Consider the following 17,577-nt stretch of genomic DNA (forward strand, 5'->3'; position numbering starts at 1 on the left):
TAAAACAGCTTGATGGTTAAGGTTTTTTAGGTGCCAGAGCTGATAGCTCATTTCGCAACTCAGCGCTAAGCGACTGGTCAAGAACGATTTTTTCCAGCTCTTTTCGGAAAGTCTGGTTATCCAACAGGTTGGCCTTCAGATCGCGAAGCAAGTTGCGCATCGCCAACATCGCCTTCAACTGCGGTATCTGGGCAGCAACCTGCTCCGGCGTGAAATCTTTCATGCTCTGGAAAGTCAGCTGAATGTTGTCTTCACCACCATCGTCAGAGAGCGTATTTTTAACGGTCAGATTAACTTTTGGGGAATATTCGGAAAGGACACTGTCAAAATTATTTTTGTTAATATTAACTTTTTCACGCTCGGATATTGACGCAGATTCCTGCCCGTTGCTGAAATCACCCGTAACAAGCAATTTCAAGGGTAATTCCATTTTCTTACTTGCTCCGCCAGTATGCAGGTCAAGCTTCAGGTTAATACGTGCCTTAGGCACCTCATTCTGAAAACTGTCAGCCATCTCATCGTCCCTCTTTGTTTTGCTATGAAAACTTCACGGTATCGTTCTTGATGCGCAATAATAGAATAATGATCGGCGCAAAATCAAATGCACAGATCATTTATCCGAATCAAGAAATTTCTTAAGAATTTTCCACTAAAACATTATTGCGGAATGGCTGGTCAACTCAGAAAAAGACGCTACTTCTGGACTATAAAACGAATATTCATATCGAATAAACGATCGCAGGCAGATAAACTCTCACAAAAACACCCTGTCTTGACCTGCATCATAACAATGAAGTCAAAAATAATAAACACACAGGCAAACGTTATTGTGACTCGATAAAATTAAGACGTTAAGAAATAATGAAAACACACGATTTTATTGATTGCATGAATAACACCTAAGAAATTTCGCAGGGAATTTTCTTATTAATTTACCTGGAGTGTTAAATAATTTTCTTAACTAAGTGACCTGCCACAACTTAACCCGCGACGCTTTTTATTCATTCAGCCCCCCATTTTGAGATGTTTCCATCGCCAACACATGCAGACTGACGCTTTCACAGCAGAGAATATAAAAACTGTAAAATCAAGCACCTCCCTGACTGTCGCTTTTTTAATCAAAAACGAGTAATAGCACATAACGTATAACGGTGCTACATTACGCCGCCCGCCCAAATCAGCAGTGGCCAGGCAACGCCGTAAAGTTCGGTAAAGCCTGCAACCATCACCTTGAAGAACGGTCTTATCGGCACGTCGTATCGCAAACTCTGCGCTACCTTTACAGGCTTCATATAGGTTTTACTATTTTGTCTCAATCCAAATTTCAACGTGCGTTTTTACACCCACGTTACTGGTTTACATGGTTTGGTCTTGGCGTTCTCTGGCTGCTGGTTCAACTCCCCTACCCTGCGCTGCGTTTGCTGGGGTCTAAACTGGGTAGCGTCTCCCGCTATTTCCTGAAGCGTCGCGAATCCATCGCGCGTAAAAATCTTGAGCTTTGCTTCCCTCAGTACAATGCTGAAGAGCGGGAGAAACTCATCGCTGAAAACTTCAAGTCTATCGGCATGGCGTTGCTTGAAACCGGCATGGCCTGGTTCTGGCCGGATGAGCGCGTGCGCAAGTGGTTTGACGTGGAAGGACTGGATAACCTTAAACGCGCGCAGATGCAAAAACGCGGCGTGATGGTCGTTGGCGTTCACTTTATGTCGCTGGAGCTGGGCGGCCGCGTGATGGGGCTTTGTCAGCCCATGATGGCAACCTACAGACCGCACAACAGTGCGCTGATGGAGTGGGTGCAAACGCGCGGACGTATGCGTTCCAACAAAGCGATGATCAGCCGTAATAACCTGCGCGGTATGGTTGGTGCTCTGAAGAAAGGTGAAGCCGTCTGGTTTGCACCCGATCAGGATTACGGACGTAAAGGCAGCAGCTTTGCTCCCTTCTTTGCCGTAAAAGACGTGGCGACGACCAACGGTACTTTTGTCATTTCGCGTTTGTCAGGTGCCTCCATGCTGACCGTGACAATGGTGAGAAAAGCGGATAAGTCAGGCTACCGTCTGCACATCTCCCCAGAAATGGCTAACTATCCGGAAAACGAGTGTGAAGCGGCAGCGTTTATCAATAAAGTCATCGAAACAGAAATTATGCGCGCGCCTGAGCAGTACCTCTGGATGCATCGCCGTTTCAAAACGCGCCCTCTCGGCGAAGCCTCGCTCTATATTTAAGCCTTCCAGTAAGGTTAGTTTCGCTAAGAAACTAACCTTTTCAATCACCTGTCATCCCACGACTAAACCGCCTTTCATAGCGTCGCCCAAAGTGAATTTATTGCGTCGTGAAATCAAACTGTCGCCGTTCCACGACACTCGTAAGTGACGGAAATTATTTAAAAAAATCCCTCTTGCCACCCCTCATTTTTAGGCGTACATTAGCGCCGTCTGGCTACAGGAAAGCACAGAATTCTGAGCTGGAGTCGGCGGCATAACGGGAAAATTCTCATTTCTGATTTGGCCGGATTTCAGCTCTCTATAATCAGTTGGACTCTGTTTTTAAGTGCGTACCACAAGATACGCGGAGCGATGAAACGTGAAATATTTCTTTATGGGCATTTCGGTGATCGTTTTAGTCTGGGCCGGAACCTTTGCCCTGATGATCTAGTGAGAACATGCAGTCAAAAAAACAGGAGCCATTTGGCTCCTGTTTTTTTATGTCATGACGATGCGGGGTGTTCTGCGACGCTCTTTGAGGTGAGAAGACCGTCGGCCCGGAACATACTTTTGATGCCCCTCACCGCCTGACGAATACGGTCGCTGTTTTCAATCAGGGCAAATCGCACATGGGTGTCGCCGTAATCACCAAAGCCAATGCCCGGTGACACACACACCTTCGCATCCTGCAGTAGTTTTTTAGCAAACTCCAGCGATCCCATCGCCGCGTACGGTTCCGGAATTTTCGCCCAGACGTACATGGACGCTTTCGGCATTTCCACCATCCAGCCGGCCTCATGCAGCCCTTTTACCAGCACGTCGCGGCGGCGCTTATACTGGGCGGCAATCTCCTGAACGCACTGCTGGTCGCCTTCCAGGGCAGCGATAGCGGCGACCTGCAGCGGCGTGAAGGTACCGTAGTCGTGATAACTCTTAATACGCGCCAGTGCACTCACCAGCGTTTTATTACCCACCATAAAGCCAATACGCCAGCCCGCCATGTTGTAGCTTTTCGACAGGGTAAAGAACTCTACCGCCACATCACGCGCGCCCGGAACCTGCATAATCGACGGGGCTTTCCAGCCGTCATAGACGATGTCAGCGTAGGCTAAATCGTGAACCACCAGCACGTCATAACGCTTGGCCAGCGCGACAACTTTCTCGAAGAAATCGAGCTCCACGCACTGGGCCGTTGGGTTCGACGGGAAACCCAGGATCATCATTTTAGGTTTCGGATAGCTTTCGCGAATGGCACGTTCCAGCTCGTTGAAGAAATCGACACCTTCCACCAGCGGCACGGAGCGGACCTGCGCCCCGGCAATCACCGCGCCGTAGATATGGATCGGATAGCTTGGATTAGGCACCAACACCGTATCGCCATGATCCAGCGTGGCCAGCATCAGGTGTGCCAGCCCCTCTTTCGAGCCGATGGTGACAATCGCTTCACTTTCAGGATCAATATCAACCTGATAGCGATCCTGATACCAGCGCGAGATCGCGCGACGTAACCTGGGAATACCGCGAGAGGTTGAGTAGCCGTGCGTATCCGGGCGCTGGGCAACCGTGCAAAGCTTTTCAACGATATGTGGCGGCGTTGGGCCGTCAGGGTTACCCATGCTGAAATCGATAATATCTTCGCCGCGCCGACGCGCAGCCATCTTCAGTTCAGCAGTGATATTGAAAACATAAGGGGGGAGACGATCGATACGCGTAAAACGGCGTTCAGGACTGAATTCAGCCATAGATTCCTCAGATTAACGTTAGCGCCCGGACCGTCCGAGCGACGCTGCCACCGATGTGGCGTGCTTAGAAAATAACCTGAAAAAAATCATGCTGTCGAGGGGGAAATGAAAAAAAAGCGCGCGCGTGAAAACCGGAACACGGCAACGCCTGAAATTGAAAGCATGGTTCTGATATCGGCTTTCTGTTAGCCGTTATTTAACACAATGATATCAAAACAGTTACCTGCCGATATGGCGCTGAGAACAAATCGGGTCGCATCAATCCTTACCAGGCAATCCCCTTTGTAAGTTATGGTTTTTCCTCATTTGATCAACCCGACGGATAGCTGGTCAATACGCCTCAGGTTTTTTATCATGGTTTTTTCCCGTTTTCCCAGGTCTGCTCCGTGCACGAGATATTCACTATGCTGCTGGCGGTTTTTGACCGTGCGGCATTAATGCTGATTTGCCTGTTCTTCCTTATTCGCATTCGCCTGTTTCGCGAGCTGTTGCATAAATCCGCACACTCGCCGAAAGAGCTGTTGGCCGTAACCGCCATCTTTTCGCTGTTCGCCCTGTTCAGCACCTGGTCCGGGGTGCCGGTAGAGGGTTCGCTGGTTAACGTGCGCATTATCGCCGTCATGTCCGGCGGAATTTTGTTTGGCCCGTGGGTGGGTATCATCACCGGCGTGATTGCCGGGACCCATCGCTACCTGATTGATATCGGTGGCGTAACGGCAGTGCCGTGCTTTATCACCAGCATTATCGCCGGGGTGCTATCGGGCTGGATAAGCCGCAAGATCCCGAAAAAACAGCGCTGGCGCGCCGGGATCGTCGCGGGCATGGTCTGCGAAACGCTGACCATGATTCTGGTCGTCGTCTGGGCCCCCACCACCGCGCTGGGGCTGGATATCGTTTCAAAAATCGGTATTCCCATGATCCTGGGCAGCGTCTGCATCGGTTTTATCGTGCTGCTGGTGCAGAGCGTTGAAGGGGAGAAAGAGGCCAGCGCCGCCCGTCAGGCCAAGTTGGCGCTGGACATCGCCAACAAAACGCTGCCGCTCTTTCGTCACGTTAACGCGGAGTCGCTGCGCCAGGTCTGCGAGATTATCCGCCACGACATTCACGCTGACGCCGTCGCCATCACCAATATCGACCACGTGCTGGCCTACGTTGGCGTTGGGGAACACAACTATCGCGACAGCGATGACACCATTAGTCCGACCACCAGACAGGCGATTAACTACGGCAAAATCATTATTAAAAACAATGATGAAGCTCACCGAACGCCGGAGATTCACTCGATGCTGGTGATCCCGCTGTGGGAGAAAGGCGTTGTGACGGGCACGCTGAAAATTTATTACTGCCACGCGCATCAGATCACCTCCACGCTGCAGGAGATGGCCATTGGCCTGTCGCAGATTATTTCTACCCAGCTTGAGGTCTCCCGGGCAGAACAGCTGCGCGAGATGGCAAATAAGGCAGAGCTGCGCGCGCTTCAGAGCAAAATTAATCCCCATTTCCTGTTTAACGCGCTGAATGCCATCTCCTCTTCCATTCGTTTGAATCCGGACACCGCGCGCCAGCTGATTTTTAACCTGTCGCGCTATCTGCGCTACAACATCGAACTAAAAGATGACGAGCAGATCGACATCAAAAAAGAGCTGTATCAGATCAAAGACTACATTGCGATTGAGCGGGCGCGCTTCGGCGACAAGCTCACGGTGATTTTTGATATTGATGAAGAGGTCAACTGCGTGATCCCGAGCCTGCTGATCCAGCCGCTGGTCGAAAACGCGATTGTTCACGGTATTCAGCCCTGTAAAGGCAAAGGGGTGGTCACCATCAGCATCACTGAAAGCGGAAACCGGGTGCGTATTGCCGTACGCGATACCGGCCACGGGATTGACCCAAAAGTCATTGAGCGCGTGGAGTCTAACGAAATGCCAGGGAATAAAATCGGGCTATTGAACGTACACCACAGGGTCAAGCTTCTCTACGGCGACGGGCTGCATATTCACCGTCTTGAACCAGGCACTGAAATCGCTTTTTACGTCCCGAATGAACGCTCCCCTGTTCATGCGGCGACATCACTGTTACCTCAGGGCGAGTAATATGAAAGTTATCATCGTAGAAGATGAATTCCTGGCTCAACAGGAGCTCAGCTGGCTTATCAAAACCCACAGCCAGATGGAGATTGTGGGTACGTTTGATGACGGTCTGGACGTGCTGAAGTTTTTGCAGCACAACCGGGTCGACGCGATTTTTCTCGATATCAATATTCCCTCGCTGGATGGCGTACTGCTGGCGCAAAACATCAATCAGTTTGCCCATAAGCCGTTTATTGTGTTCGTTACCGCCTGGAAAGAGCACGCCGTAGAAGCTTTCGAGCTGGAGGCGTTTGACTATATTCTGAAACCTTACCAGGAGTCGCGGATTGTCAGCATGCTGCAAAAGCTGGAGGCCGCATGGCAGCAGCAGACCGCCCCCGCCAGCGCCAGCCCCGCGGTACGCGAAAACGACACCATTAATCTGGTCAAAGATGAGCGCATCATCGTGACCCCGGTCAACGATATCTACTACGCCGAAGCGCACGAAAAGATGACGTTTGTCTATACGCGGCGGGAATCGTATGTCATGGCGATGAACATCACCGAGTTTTGCAGCAAGCTGCCAGCGGCCCACTTTTTCCGCTGCCACCGTTCGTTCTGCGTCAATTTAAACAAGATCCGCGAGATCGAACCGTGGTTTAACAACACCTATATTTTGCGTCTCAAAGATCTGGATTTTCAGGTACCGGTGAGCCGCAGCAAAGTGAAAGAGTTCCGCCAGCTGATGCACCTGTAACGAAAGAGCCCTCTCCCGCGGGAGAGGGTTATGATGCGTCAGAGGATTTGACCGAGAACCTGACGCAGATGGGCACCCGAACCCAGCAGGCCTGGGTTATCATGCACGATGAGATAAACAGGAATGTCCTGTACGTAGCTTCTGAAGCGCCCTTTATCTTCAAACCCGCCGCGGAAGCCGGAGGCTTTAAAGAAGTCGAGGAAGCGCGGCACAATCCCGCCCGCAATATAGACCCCACCGAAAGTGCCCAGCGTCAGCGCCAGGTTGCCGCCGAAACGTCCCATGATCACGCAGAACAGCGACAGAGCGCGGCGGCAGTCAATGCAGCTGTCCGCCAGCGCGCGTTCGGTGACGTCCTTCGGCTGCAGATTTTCCGGCAGACGACCATCCGATTTCACAATCGCCCGGTACAGGTTCACCAGCCCCGGCCCTGAAAGGACGCGCTCGGCGGAAACGTGGCCGATCTCCGCGCGTAACTCTTCGAGGATAATGCCCTCTTCTTCGCTGTTTGGCGCAAAGTCTACGTGGCCGCCTTCACCCGGCAGGCTCACCCAGCGCTGAGCAACATGCACCAGGTGCGACACGCCCAGGCCGGTACCGGCACCGTAAACAGCAATCGGCTTGCCCTCGACCGGCTCAGCACCGCCAAACTGGATCAGGTGCTCCGGCTTTAGCATCGGGATCGCCATGGACACCGCGGTGAAGTCGTTGATGATTTCCAGATGCGCAAACCCGAGGTTTTTTTTCATCTCTGCGATGGAGAAGGCCCAGGTATGGTTGGTCATTGCGACCCAGTCGCCGGTTATCGGGCAGGCAATGGCGATGCAACCGTCTTCGACGCTCGCCTGATGCTCTTCCAGATAGACGCGAACAACGGCCTCAAGGCTTGGGTAATCCAGCCCTGAGTAGGTTTTCGCCCGGGAAATTTCACCGCTACTTACATCGCATAATGCGAGACGCGCGTTCGTGCCGCCCACATCGCCTACCAAAGCATACTTTGTCATTCTTCTACTGCTCCGCTAAAGTCAGAATAAATCTTTGGGACACTGTAAATTCAAGGCGTGATAACAACAACGACCGGAAGGTGAATGCCCGTGGATTATCGATCTTCGTCACAGAATAACTTTACCGTTTCAGCACCTTTTGCACTATTGCCAGAAGGCTTAATGTGCAAAGTAACGTAATACCTTTTGTACAAGGAAATCATCATGCTCCACCCGCGAGCCAGAACCATGCTGTTGCTGGCCATTCCTGCGCTGATCATCGGCGTGGCCTCAAGCCTGGTACTTATTGTCGTGATGAAAGTCGCGTCGGTGCTGCAAACCCTGTTATGGACGGCGCTTCCGGCAAAACTGGGAGTCACCGCTGATTCTTCGGCGTGGATCATTGTAATGCTGACGTTAACCGGCATTGCGGTGGGCCTGGTGATCCGTTTCAGTCCCGGTCATGCCGGACCGGACCCGGCGCTGGAACCGCTGATTGGCGCTCCGATTCAGCCCTCTGCACTGCCGGGGCTGATCGTCGCGTTGATCGTGGGCCTGGCGGGCGGCGTCAGTCTGGGCCCCGAGCATCCTATTATGGCGGTGAATATAGGTCTGGCGGTTTACCTTGGCTCACGCATTCTACCGCGCGTCGGCGCGCTGGACTGGACCATCCTCGCCTCCGCTGGCACCATCGGAGCGCTTTTCGGCACGCCTGTTGCTGCCGCTCTGATTTTTTCACAGACGCTCACCAGCAATGATGATGCCCCACTCTGGGATAAACTTTTTGCTCCGCTGATGGCTGCAGCCGCCGGCGCGCTGACGACCAGCCTGTTTTTCCATCCCCATTTTTCCCTCTCTCTGCCCCACTACGGAGAGATGCAGATAGCGGATATTTTCAGCGGCGCCATCGTCGTCGCAATAGCCATCGCGCTGGGGATGGTGGCGGTATGGTGTCTTCCGCGCCTGCACCGGCTGGTGCATAAGCTCAAACATCCGGTGCTGATTCTGGGTACAGGGGGATTAATCCTCGGAATATTAGGCTCGATTGGCGGGACGGTGACGCTGTTCAAAGGTCTGGATGAGATGCAGCAGCTCGCCTTCAGCCAGGTATTTAGCGTTTCCGATTACCTGCTGTTTGCCGTCATCAAGCTGGCGGCGCTGGTCGTAGCTGCAGCCTGCGGTTTCCGCGGTGGACGCATCTTCCCGGCGGTGTTTGTCGGTGTGGCACTGGGGCTGATGCTGCACGAGCATGTCGATGCGGTTCCGGCGGCGATTACCGTCTCCTGCTCTATTCTGGGGCTGGTACTGGTGGTGACACGTGATGCGTGGCTAAGCCTGTTTATGGCGGCGGTCGTGGTGCCGGATTCAACGCTTTTCCCGCTGCTCTGCATCGTGATGTTGCCCGCCTGGCTCCTGCTGGCGGGCAAACCGATGATGATGGCCTGGCGAAACGACAAGTAATCAGGCGCTATTGCGCGCTTCCAGCGCTTTGGTAATCGCTCCCAGCAGCGGCGGGATGTCCGCTTTTGGCAGCATCACCTCAATCAGCGAGAGCCGCTCGTGGTGCGCCACTTTCTCCAGAACGTCCGCCAGTTGCTCCGCTTCACTGACCCGCCAGCACTGAGCCTGAGGATCGAGGCTCAGGGCCTGCGGGATTTGCGTCCAGTTCCATAGCGCAATGTCGTTGTAACGCTGTTCCGGCCCGTGAATTGCCCTTTCAACCGTGTATCCTTCGTTGTTGAGCACCAGGATGATGGGGTGTTGTTTATCACGCAACATTGACCCGAGCTCCTGAATGGTCAGCTGCGCCGCGCCATCACCCGTCAGCACAATCACGCGCCGGTTCGGGCAAGCCGTTTGTGCGCCGAACGCCGCGGCAAGGGTGTAGCCGATCGAGCCCCACAGCGGCTGGACGATAAAATTCACGTCGGCAGGCAAACGCAGGTCAATCGCGCCGAAGGCCGAGGTCCCCTGATCGGCAAGGATGATATCTCCCGGGCGAATAAACGTTTGCAGCGTTTTCCAGAAATTCTCCTGGGTAAGCGATCCCTCCGGTTGAGGGAAGTTCATCGCGCTATGGGACAAGGGAGCTGGCTTCTCGTGAACATGCTGTTTGCACAGCTCCACCAGCGTTTCAATTGCCTGAAGCATTGGGATGCCGGTAAACCAGATATCACCGACGCGTGAAGCATGAGGCTGAACCTCTATCGTTTGCGACGGGGTTAACTGATGGGTGAAGCCAGCCGTCAGGGTATCGGTAAATCGCGTGCCGATGCACAGCACCGTGTCCGCCCCCTCTATCGCCTCTTTTACCGGGCCGGCGCTTGCCGAACCGCTGTAAGTGCCGTAAAAGCCGGCGTGACGTTCGTCGAATATGCCTTTGCCCATCAGCATGGTGGCGTGTGCCATCGGTACGTCCTTCACCCACTTCTGTAGCGCATGCTTCAGCCCATGGCGCAGAACAAGGAAATCCGCTAACAGCGCGGTACGTTTGCTGGCAGCCAGTTTATTTTCCGCGGCATCCCGGAACGCTTTCAGGCAGGCGCTATCGGCATGGGCATGCCGAAGCGTGAGAGCGTTTACAGGCGGCGTGGCGGCTTTTTTTGCCACATCGGCAGGTAACATAAGATAGCCGGGGCGACGTTCCCGGAGCATGGTCGTCAGTACCCGGTCAATTTCATAACAGGCGTTTTGTTCAGTCAGGATCGCCTGCGCAACGGTGATCGGTTCGCTCATATGGTAAAAATGACGGAACTCACCATCGCCCAGCGTATGGTGCAGCAGCTCCCCTCTTTGCTGAGAAGCCGTGCCCGGCGCCCCAACGATATGCAGTACCGGAACGTGCTCGGCATAGCTGCCCGCAATGCCGTTCATGGCACTTAACTCCCCTACGCCAAACGTCGTCAGCAGCGCCGCGAAGCCCTTACAGCGGGCATATCCGTCAGCGGCATAAGAGGCGTTTAATTCGTTGGCACAGCCCACCCAGCAGATATCCGGGCTGTCTATCACGTGGTCGAGAAACTGCAGGTTATAGTCGCCCGGCACGCCAAACAGATGATCGGCTCCACAATCTGTAAGACGGTCCAGCAGGTAATCGGCGACGCAGTACGGGGTACGCATAAACAGGTATCCTTCTGATGTTGACCTCACCTTGAGTATTAAATAAGCGTGATGGCTGTCCAGAATTGGCGGTAAGAAGGGTATGGAAAGAATGCTTTACAAAAAAGGCTGCGCTATGCTGCTTTTTTTCACGTTAATGTAAACGTATACACTACTTTTTCTCTGCAGCGCGAGGGGTCATAAAAATGGGTTATCAGCCGGACAAAAGTCGTTACCAGACAATGGAGTATCGCCGCTGCGGGCGTAGCGGGCTCAGGTTCCCTGCCGTCTCGCTCGGGCTGTGGCACAATTTTGGTGACGCCACGCTTCTCGAAAACAGCCGTCAACTATTACAGCGCGCATTCGATGTGGGTATTACGCATTTCGACCTTGCCAATAACTATGGTCCCCCGCCGGGGTCCGCCGAGCGTAATTTCGGCCGTATTTTGCAGGAGGATTTCCTGCCCTGGCGCGACGAGCTAATCGTCTCCACGAAAGCGGGATATACCATGTGGGACGGCCCTTACGGCGACTGGGGATCGCGCAAATATCTGCTGGCAAGCCTGGATCAAAGCCTGAAGCGCATGGGGCTGGAGTATGTCGATATCTTCTATCATCACCGTCCCGATCCTGAAACGCCGCTGCAGGAAACCATGAAAGCGCTTGACCATCTGGTGCGCCAGGGCAAAGCCCTGTATGTCGGGTTATCCAACTACCCCGCCGAACTGGCGCGTAAAGCGATTGATATCCTGAACGATCTGGGCACGCCCTGCCTGATTCACCAGCCGAAATACTCGATGTTCGAACGTGCGCCGGAACAGGGTTTGCTGGATGTTCTGCAGGAAAAAGGGGTCGGCTGTATTCCCTTCTCGCCGCTGGCAGGCGGACAGTTGACCAACCGGTATCTTAACGGTATTCCCGCCGATTCCCGTGCGGCAAGCGGCAGTCAATTCCTTAACCCGGATCAGATCACCGAAGAGAAGCTGGAGAAAGTACGCAAGCTAAACGCCCTGGCGGAAAGCCGCGGCCAGAAACTCTCGCAGATGGCGCTGGCCTGGGTGTTACGCCATGAGGAAGTGACCTCGGTGCTGATTGGGGCAAGCAAAGCGGCTCAGATCGATGACGCCGTGGGCATGCTGAAAAACCGCCATTTTTCCGCAGAAGAGCTGACGCGTATTAACGAAATCCTGAACAGCTCAAAATAAAACCACTTTTAGCAAAAAGTGCTCTCCCTCAGCAATTCGGAGTTGAGGCGATGAAACGAGGCTTTACCAACTCGTAATATTGCGTTAACAGGCCCCACGAAGGCCCCGATCGTGAAGGAGAAAGAGTATGTTCAGGTCACTGATTCTTGCAGCGGTATTACTGGCTTCAGCCCCGCTCATCGCCACTGCGGGCGAAATCACCCTGTTGCCATCAGTAAAATTACAAATTGGCGATCGTGACGACTACGGCAGATACTGGGACGGTGGCTACTGGCGCGACCGTGACTACTGGAACCGTCATTATGAATGGCGTGGTGACCGCTGGCGCAGGCATGATAACGGCCTGCATCGCGGCTGGTATAAAAATAACGCCTATGAACGCGGCTACCGCGAAGGCTGGAACGATCGTGACGACCGCCGCGGCGGCTGGGGTCACGGCGGAAAAGGACACGGTGGTCACGGCCACGGTCGTCATTAATGCAAAAAGGAGCCTCCCGGCTCCTTTTTCTTTTATAGCCCCAGCGCTGTGCCAATCAACAGCCATAAGTTTAGCGCTACGACTACCACCACAATCGCCCAACCGGTTCGTTTCACCAGCGTCGTGTTAACCAAATCGCCCATCAACGTTTTATTGCTGGTGAAAATCAGCAGCGGCACCAGCGCCAGCGCAATACCAAAGCTCAGCAGCACCTGGCTCATCACCAGAATTCGCGTTGGATCGAGCCCCATCAGAATCACAACAAATGACGGCAGCATGGTGACAAAACGACGCACCCACAGTGGAATATGGAAGCGCACAAAACCCTGCATCACCACCTGCCCTGCCAGCGTACCTACCACCGTGGAAGAGAGGCCGGCAGCGACCAGGCTCAGACCAAATATCGTTGCAGCAGCATGGCTCAGTAACGGCTCCAGCGTGAGATAGGCCTGATCGAGATCGGCAATACCGGTATGGCCGTTAAAGTGGAAAGCGGCGGCAGCGGTGGCCATCATCGCCAGATTCACAAAACCCGCGATGGTCATGGCGATTGCCACATCCCATTTGGTTGCCGAATAACGCTCTTTGCGCGTCCCACCATGAAGATGCTGGGTCAGCGAGGAGTGTAAATAAATGACATGCGGCATGATGGTCGCCCCCAACACCCCGGCGGCCAGGAACACCGCTTCCGAGGTTGGCAGGCCTGGGATCACCATGCCTTTCGCGAGCTGCGCCAGGTTCGGCTGTGAGAAAATCAGCTCAACGATGTACGCCGCAGCGACAAACAGCAGCAGACCACCAATGACCTTCTCCAGCGGCTTTTGCCCTCGACGCTGCAGCATCAGGATCAGGAACGTAGCAATCCCGGTCAGTACCGCCCCTTGTAACAGTGACACACCCAGAATTAGCTTAAAGCCGATCGCCGCGCCGATAAACTCAGCGAGGTCGGTTGCCATGGCGATGATTTCTGCCTGAACCCAGTAGAGCCAAACCGCTGGACGCGGATAGTGGTCGCGAATTTGCTCCGCCAGGTTTTTACCCGTGGCAATCCCCAGCTTTGCAGAGAGCATCTGGATCAGCATCGCCATCAGGTTAGCCCAGACGACCACCCACAGCAGCTTATAGCCGAAGCTGGCCCCGGCCTGAATATTGGTCGCAAAATTACCCGGATCGATATAGCCGATGGCAGCAATGAACGCAGGCCCCATTAATGCGAACCGCAACTTGCGCGCTGCTCTGCCACTGCTACCCTCTACGCGACTGTTTGTCATTATCTGCCTCTGGAAATATAGCCTTTGCTATGTTTAATGCTATCAAAATGAGAATGATTATCAAGATCATTTGGATGGTTTGAAATGATTTCTCTGATAGCTAAGAACGATAGATGGGCAGGTGGTGCGACATCACAGAATGTGAAAATGCGCAGTCATTTGTGAAGCGTAGCACACAAACTTAACTTTTCACTCATTTACCTAACATAACAAAAATGTATTGTGGATCACTATTTTTGAGACTCGTCACAGGATGTAACTATAGTGTGTCCTTGATCTCGTTTTCTTTTCGCTTGTTACATAGAATGTGCACGAAAATTAAACCTGCCTCATATTTGGAGCAAATATGGACCGCGTCCTTCATTTTGTCCTGGCACTTGTTGTCGTTACTGCACTCGCATTGCTGGTCAGCACAGACCGCAAAAAAATTCGTATTCGTTATGTTGTCCAACTGCTGGTCATTGAAGTTTTACTTGCGTGGTTCTTCCTGAACTCCAACGTAGGCCTCGGCTTCGTGAAAGGCTTCTCCGAAATGTTCGAAAAACTGCTCGGATTCGCCAACGAAGGGACAAACTTTGTCTTCGGTAAAATGAACGACGAAGGTCTGGCGTTCTTCTTCCTGAAGGTATTGTGCCCAATCGTCTTCATCTCCGCGCTCATCGGTATTCTGCAACACATCCGCGTTCTGCCGTTCGTTATTCGTGGAATTGGTTTCCTGTTATCCAAAGTGAACGGCATGGGTAAGCTGGAATCTTTCAACGCCGTAAGCTCCCTGATCCTCGGTCAGTCTGAGAACTTCATCGCGTATAAAGATATCCTCGGCAAAATGTCCCGTAACCGCATGTACACCATGGCGGCAACCGCAATGTCTACCGTTTCCATGTCTATCGTGGGCGCGTATATGACCATGCTGGAGCCAAAATATGTTGTTGCAGCGCTGGTTCTGAACATGTTCAGCACCTTTATCGTTCTGTCGCTGATCAACCCGTACCGTGTTGACGCCAGCGAAGAGAACATCCAGATGTCTAACCTGCACGAAGGTCAGAGCTTCTTCGAAATGCTGGGTGAGTACATTCTGGCCGGTTTCAAAGTGGCGATTATCGTTGCCGCCATGCTGATCGGCTTCATTGCGCTGATTGCTGCGCTGAACGCCCTGTTCGCTGCAGTGCTGGGTATCTCCTTCCAGGGCATTCTGGGCTACATCTTCTATCCATTTGCCTGGGTGATGGGTGTTCCGGCTCACGAAGCGCTGCAGGTGGGCAGTATCATGGCGACCAAGCTGGTTTCAAACGAATTCGTTGCGATGATGGATCTGCAGAAAATTGCCGGCACGCTCTCTCCACGTGCGGTGGGTATTCTGTCCGTATTCCTGGTCTCCTTCGCCAACTTCTCGTCCATCGGCATTATCGCCGGTGCGATTAAAGGCCTGAATGAAGAACAAGGTAACGTAGTTTCTCGCTTTGGCCTGAAACTGGTTTATGGCTCCACCCTGGTGAGCGTTCTGTCTGCTTCTATCGCAGCACTGGTACTGTAACGTTTACTGTTAAAACAAAAACCGGGAGTCTGGCTCCCGGTTTTTTTATGCCCGCAATTCTTTCAGCGGTTTGGGTTTGCCTATCAGATAGCCCTGCAGATAATCCACGCCGAAGCGAAGCAGCATCTCCCGCTGCGCCGGTGTTTCTACATATTCCGCGACAATGCACAGCGATTTCGTTTTCGCCAGATTACACATCGACTGGACGATCATCGCATCCATATCATCAGTGCAAATATCTTTAACAAAGCAGCCGTCAATTTTAATGATATCTGCCTGCAGACGTCTGAGACGCTCGTAGTTGGCATAGCCGGTGCCAAAATCATCAATGGCAATCCGGAAACCATAATCCCGCAGCTGTTGAATATTGTTGATACTGCTGCCGGAATTTGAGAAAGCCTGCTCTTCAGTGATCTCAATCACCACAGTCTGAGGCGCAACGCCGTAGCGCTCAAACAGCGTACAAATCTCGGTCGCCACCTCCTGTTGCATCAGCGTGAGCGGCATCAGATTGACGGAGAAACGGGCGCCAGCCTGCGTCGCAGGGTGATCGCGCAGCCACTGCAGTAATTTTTCCATAACGCACATATCAAACCGGTGGCTGAGGTTGAACTGGGCAACCAGCGGAATAAAGCGATCCGGGGTAATAATCTCCCCTTCACTCTCCATGCGCGTCAGAATTTCATAGTAGCCGCTACCGTCTGCCTTCTGAATCGGCTGCACGTATAAATGGAACCGATCTGTCTCCAGAGCATGCTTAATACGCGCTAACATCAGAACACGCTCCGTTGTTTGTCCCGATGCTGCCTCCAGGCTATTCGTCAGCGCAAGCACGTTGTGCCCTGCGCAAGATTGCTCGGCCAGCCAGCTCAGTTGCCCCAGCGTGTGATGCAAATTTTCACCGTTTTCTACCATCCCCCAGGACGCACCAAACTCAATATCCAGCCCGGTGTTGTTCCAGAAAATCTTACGGCTGTTCAGCCGATCGACCATATGCTGGAGACGCTCTGCAATTTCTGGCCCCAGCAATACCACCACCAGCTCGCTTCCGGGTAACTGGAAGAGCATCTCATTCTTTTGCAGAAGCGGCTGCAGCGACGTGGCGATCGTTCGTTTGCAATGGACCCGCATGAGGATCCCGTAGTGGCGGCTCAAAAATTCCAGGTTATCCATGCGCAACATGCAAACCTTGGCCTCCGGATGCATCTCAAGATGCTCTTCCAGCGCACGAATATTGGGTAAACCGGTTAGCGGATCGGTGAGCGCCCTGCCCTGCCACCCCCGCTTCAGCCACTCGCTACGCTGGTAAATCCGCGACATGTAAAGCAAGCAGATGGCAAAAGAGATCAGCACGGACAGAATAAAGGAGAGCGAATGGCCGGTTTCCACCCCGTTCAGGAAGTTATAGTTGTAGGTCAACAGCAGAAGCGCTGAAGCAGCCCACAGCAGTGAGATAAGCGCGTAGGTCAGGCGGCTTATCGCTAAGGTAAAAAGAATAAAAATCAGTGGCATTAAATAGCCCGCAATAACAGGTGATTCAAAAGGCCCACATAAAACGGCCAGGACGAAGCCTAAAAGCATCAGCCAGACAAATATATATAATGAATTCTTGTGGAAAAACACGGGCTTCACGCTTTGCCGCCAGAAGGTTATGGCATAGCGGGGATTATTTATCATTCTTAACGGGTAATAGAACATCATGGTAAAAATCAGCGCCGCGCAAATCAGGCTTTGAATATCCACGACGTTATAAATTACCGTTCCTTCGCCGAAGAAGGTGGAGATAGTTACCGGGAAATCAAAGAAATAGCCAGCTAAATACATCGACAGCTTAATGCCGACGGGAACGATAAAACCGAGCCAGAATATACGTAACCCGACGTGCTTGTTCGGGATGCAGAAGCGCCAGCGCCTGCCCAGAATGAGGCGCAGAAGGCCACACGCCGCGAACAGCGAAAAGGTCTGACAAAACAGTAATACTGAATATTGTAGCGGTACTAAATTAACGTAAAATAAATTAGTGACACTAAAACCTAACAAAATGGGAAGAACGGCCCGGCGACCAAATAACAGTATTACCGCCAGCATTACGCTCAGGGGGAGCCACGCTAAATAAACATCGTGACCATTTACCATTGCGCGGGGAGAGAGGTAACGGGAAAAAGGTACCGCAATCAGACATATTGTCAGGGCAATTATAAATATCTTTACATTATTGTACGTTTTTCTATTCAT

General features: G+C 52.7%; 15 protein-coding genes. 8 read left to right on the top strand and 7 right to left on the bottom strand.

The window, feature by feature from the left end; genetic code table 11:
- Nucleotides 1-16: 16 nt before the first annotated feature.
- Together tssB and HBM95_16195 are read right to left on the bottom strand one after the other, a co-directional pair.
- Nucleotides 17-514, bottom strand: coding sequence for a type VI secretion system contractile sheath small subunit (tssB, locus tag HBM95_16190; GenBank protein ID NIH44465.1), 498 nt, complete (start codon nt 512-514; stop codon nt 17-19).
- 640 nt (nt 515-1,154) lie between these two features.
- Nucleotides 1,155-1,292, bottom strand: coding sequence for a hypothetical protein (locus HBM95_16195; protein NIH44466.1), 138 nt, complete (start codon nt 1,290-1,292; stop codon nt 1,155-1,157).
- Between the two features lie 12 nt (nt 1,293-1,304).
- On the opposite strand from HBM95_16195, the gene lpxP reads away from it, so the two are divergent.
- Complete coding sequence (gene lpxP, locus HBM95_16200; GenBank protein NIH44467.1) at nt 1,305-2,225, top strand: kdo(2)-lipid IV(A) palmitoleoyltransferase; 921 nt, start codon at nt 1,305-1,307, stop codon at nt 2,223-2,225.
- A gap of 358 nt (nt 2,226-2,583) precedes the next feature.
- On the top strand, nt 2,584-2,655 hold the full coding sequence (gene ypdK / locus HBM95_16205) for a membrane protein YpdK (protein ID NIH44468.1): 72 nt from the start codon (nt 2,584-2,586) through the stop codon (nt 2,653-2,655).
- A 52-nt stretch (nt 2,656-2,707) separates the two neighbouring features.
- Here the strand turns inward: ypdK and alaC are convergent, their stop codons facing one another.
- Nucleotides 2,708-3,946, bottom strand: a complete 1,239-nt coding sequence (gene alaC / locus HBM95_16210; protein ID NIH44469.1) for an alanine transaminase — start codon at nt 3,944-3,946, stop codon at nt 2,708-2,710.
- 386 nt (nt 3,947-4,332) lie between these two features.
- Between alaC and HBM95_16215 the strand changes: the two genes are divergently transcribed.
- Both HBM95_16215 and HBM95_16220 read left to right on the top strand, forming a co-directional pair.
- A complete protein-coding gene (locus tag HBM95_16215) occupies nt 4,333-6,039 on the top strand; it encodes a sensor histidine kinase (GenBank protein NIH44470.1) in 1,707 nt (568 codons plus the stop codon).
- Between the two features lies 1 nt (nt 6,040).
- Nucleotides 6,041-6,772 carry a response regulator transcription factor gene (locus tag HBM95_16220; GenBank protein ID NIH44471.1) on the top strand — a complete coding sequence of 244 codons (732 nt, stop codon included), beginning with the start codon at nt 6,041-6,043 and terminating at the stop codon, nt 6,770-6,772.
- 38 nt (nt 6,773-6,810) lie between these two features.
- Here HBM95_16220 and glk read toward each other — a convergent pair whose 3' ends face one another.
- Nucleotides 6,811-7,776, bottom strand: coding sequence for a glucokinase (glk, locus tag HBM95_16225; GenBank protein ID NIH44472.1), 966 nt, complete (start codon nt 7,774-7,776; stop codon nt 6,811-6,813).
- 204 nt (nt 7,777-7,980) lie between these two features.
- On the opposite strand from glk, the gene HBM95_16230 reads away from it, so the two are divergent.
- Nucleotides 7,981-9,216 carry an ion channel protein gene (locus HBM95_16230; protein NIH44473.1) on the top strand — a complete coding sequence of 412 codons (1,236 nt, stop codon included), beginning with the start codon at nt 7,981-7,983 and terminating at the stop codon, nt 9,214-9,216.
- On the opposite strand, the gene ipdC is transcribed toward HBM95_16230, so the two are convergent.
- A complete protein-coding gene (ipdC, locus tag HBM95_16235; protein NIH44474.1) occupies nt 9,217-10,875 on the bottom strand; it encodes an indolepyruvate decarboxylase in 1,659 nt (552 codons plus the stop codon).
- Nucleotides 10,876-11,060: 185 nt separating this feature from the next.
- On the opposite strand from ipdC, the gene mgrA reads away from it, so the two are divergent.
- A complete protein-coding gene (gene mgrA / locus HBM95_16240; protein NIH44475.1) occupies nt 11,061-12,059 on the top strand; it encodes an L-glyceraldehyde 3-phosphate reductase in 999 nt (332 codons plus the stop codon).
- A gap of 127 nt (nt 12,060-12,186) precedes the next feature.
- Nucleotides 12,187-12,537, top strand: a complete 351-nt coding sequence (locus HBM95_16245) for a DUF2502 domain-containing protein (GenBank protein NIH44476.1) — start codon at nt 12,187-12,189, stop codon at nt 12,535-12,537.
- A gap of 32 nt (nt 12,538-12,569) precedes the next feature.
- Here the strand turns inward: HBM95_16245 and HBM95_16250 are convergent, their stop codons facing one another.
- On the bottom strand, nt 12,570-13,808 hold the full coding sequence (locus tag HBM95_16250; GenBank protein NIH44477.1) for an Nramp family divalent metal transporter: 1,239 nt from the start codon (nt 13,806-13,808) through the stop codon (nt 12,570-12,572).
- 346 nt (nt 13,809-14,154) lie between these two features.
- Here HBM95_16250 and HBM95_16255 point away from each other — a divergent pair, with 346 nt between their 5' ends.
- Nucleotides 14,155-15,342 carry a NupC/NupG family nucleoside CNT transporter gene (locus HBM95_16255; GenBank protein NIH44478.1) on the top strand — a complete coding sequence of 396 codons (1,188 nt, stop codon included), beginning with the start codon at nt 14,155-14,157 and terminating at the stop codon, nt 15,340-15,342.
- Nucleotides 15,343-15,387: 45 nt separating this feature from the next.
- Here HBM95_16255 and HBM95_16260 read toward each other — a convergent pair whose 3' ends face one another.
- A complete protein-coding gene (locus HBM95_16260; GenBank protein ID NIH44479.1) occupies nt 15,388-17,577 on the bottom strand; it encodes an EAL domain-containing protein in 2,190 nt (729 codons plus the stop codon).

The sequence above is a fragment of the Enterobacter asburiae genome (assembly GCA_011754535.1).
Classification (GTDB): domain Bacteria; phylum Pseudomonadota; class Gammaproteobacteria; order Enterobacterales; family Enterobacteriaceae; genus Enterobacter; species Enterobacter cloacae_N.

Excerpts from the sequence above, each read along its gene's own strand:
- tssB (NIH44465.1), bottom strand. The coding sequence starts at position 514 with ATGGCTGACAGTTTTCAGAATGAGGTGCCTAAGGCACGTATTAACCTG.
- glk (NIH44472.1), bottom strand. The coding sequence starts at position 7,776 with ATGACAAAGTATGCTTTGGTAGGCGATGTGGGCGGCACGAACGCGCGT.
- HBM95_16250 (NIH44477.1), bottom strand. The coding sequence starts at position 13,808 with ATGACAAACAGTCGCGTAGAGGGTAGCAGTGGCAGAGCAGCGCGCAAG.
- HBM95_16195 (NIH44466.1), bottom strand. The coding sequence starts at position 1,292 with ATGAAGCCTGTAAAGGTAGCGCAGAGTTTGCGATACGACGTGCCGATA.
- HBM95_16220 (NIH44471.1), top strand. The coding sequence starts at position 6,041 with ATGAAAGTTATCATCGTAGAAGATGAATTCCTGGCTCAACAGGAGCTC.
- HBM95_16245 (NIH44476.1), top strand. The coding sequence starts at position 12,187 with ATGTTCAGGTCACTGATTCTTGCAGCGGTATTACTGGCTTCAGCCCCG.
- ipdC (NIH44474.1), bottom strand. The coding sequence starts at position 10,875 with ATGCGTACCCCGTACTGCGTCGCCGATTACCTGCTGGACCGTCTTACA.
- alaC (NIH44469.1), bottom strand. The coding sequence starts at position 3,946 with ATGGCTGAATTCAGTCCTGAACGCCGTTTTACGCGTATCGATCGTCTC.
- HBM95_16230 (NIH44473.1), top strand. The coding sequence starts at position 7,981 with ATGCTCCACCCGCGAGCCAGAACCATGCTGTTGCTGGCCATTCCTGCG.
- HBM95_16255 (NIH44478.1), top strand. The coding sequence starts at position 14,155 with ATGGACCGCGTCCTTCATTTTGTCCTGGCACTTGTTGTCGTTACTGCA.
- HBM95_16260 (NIH44479.1), bottom strand. The coding sequence starts at position 17,577 with ATGAATAGAAAAACGTACAATAATGTAAAGATATTTATAATTGCCCTG.
- mgrA (NIH44475.1), top strand. The coding sequence starts at position 11,061 with ATGGGTTATCAGCCGGACAAAAGTCGTTACCAGACAATGGAGTATCGC.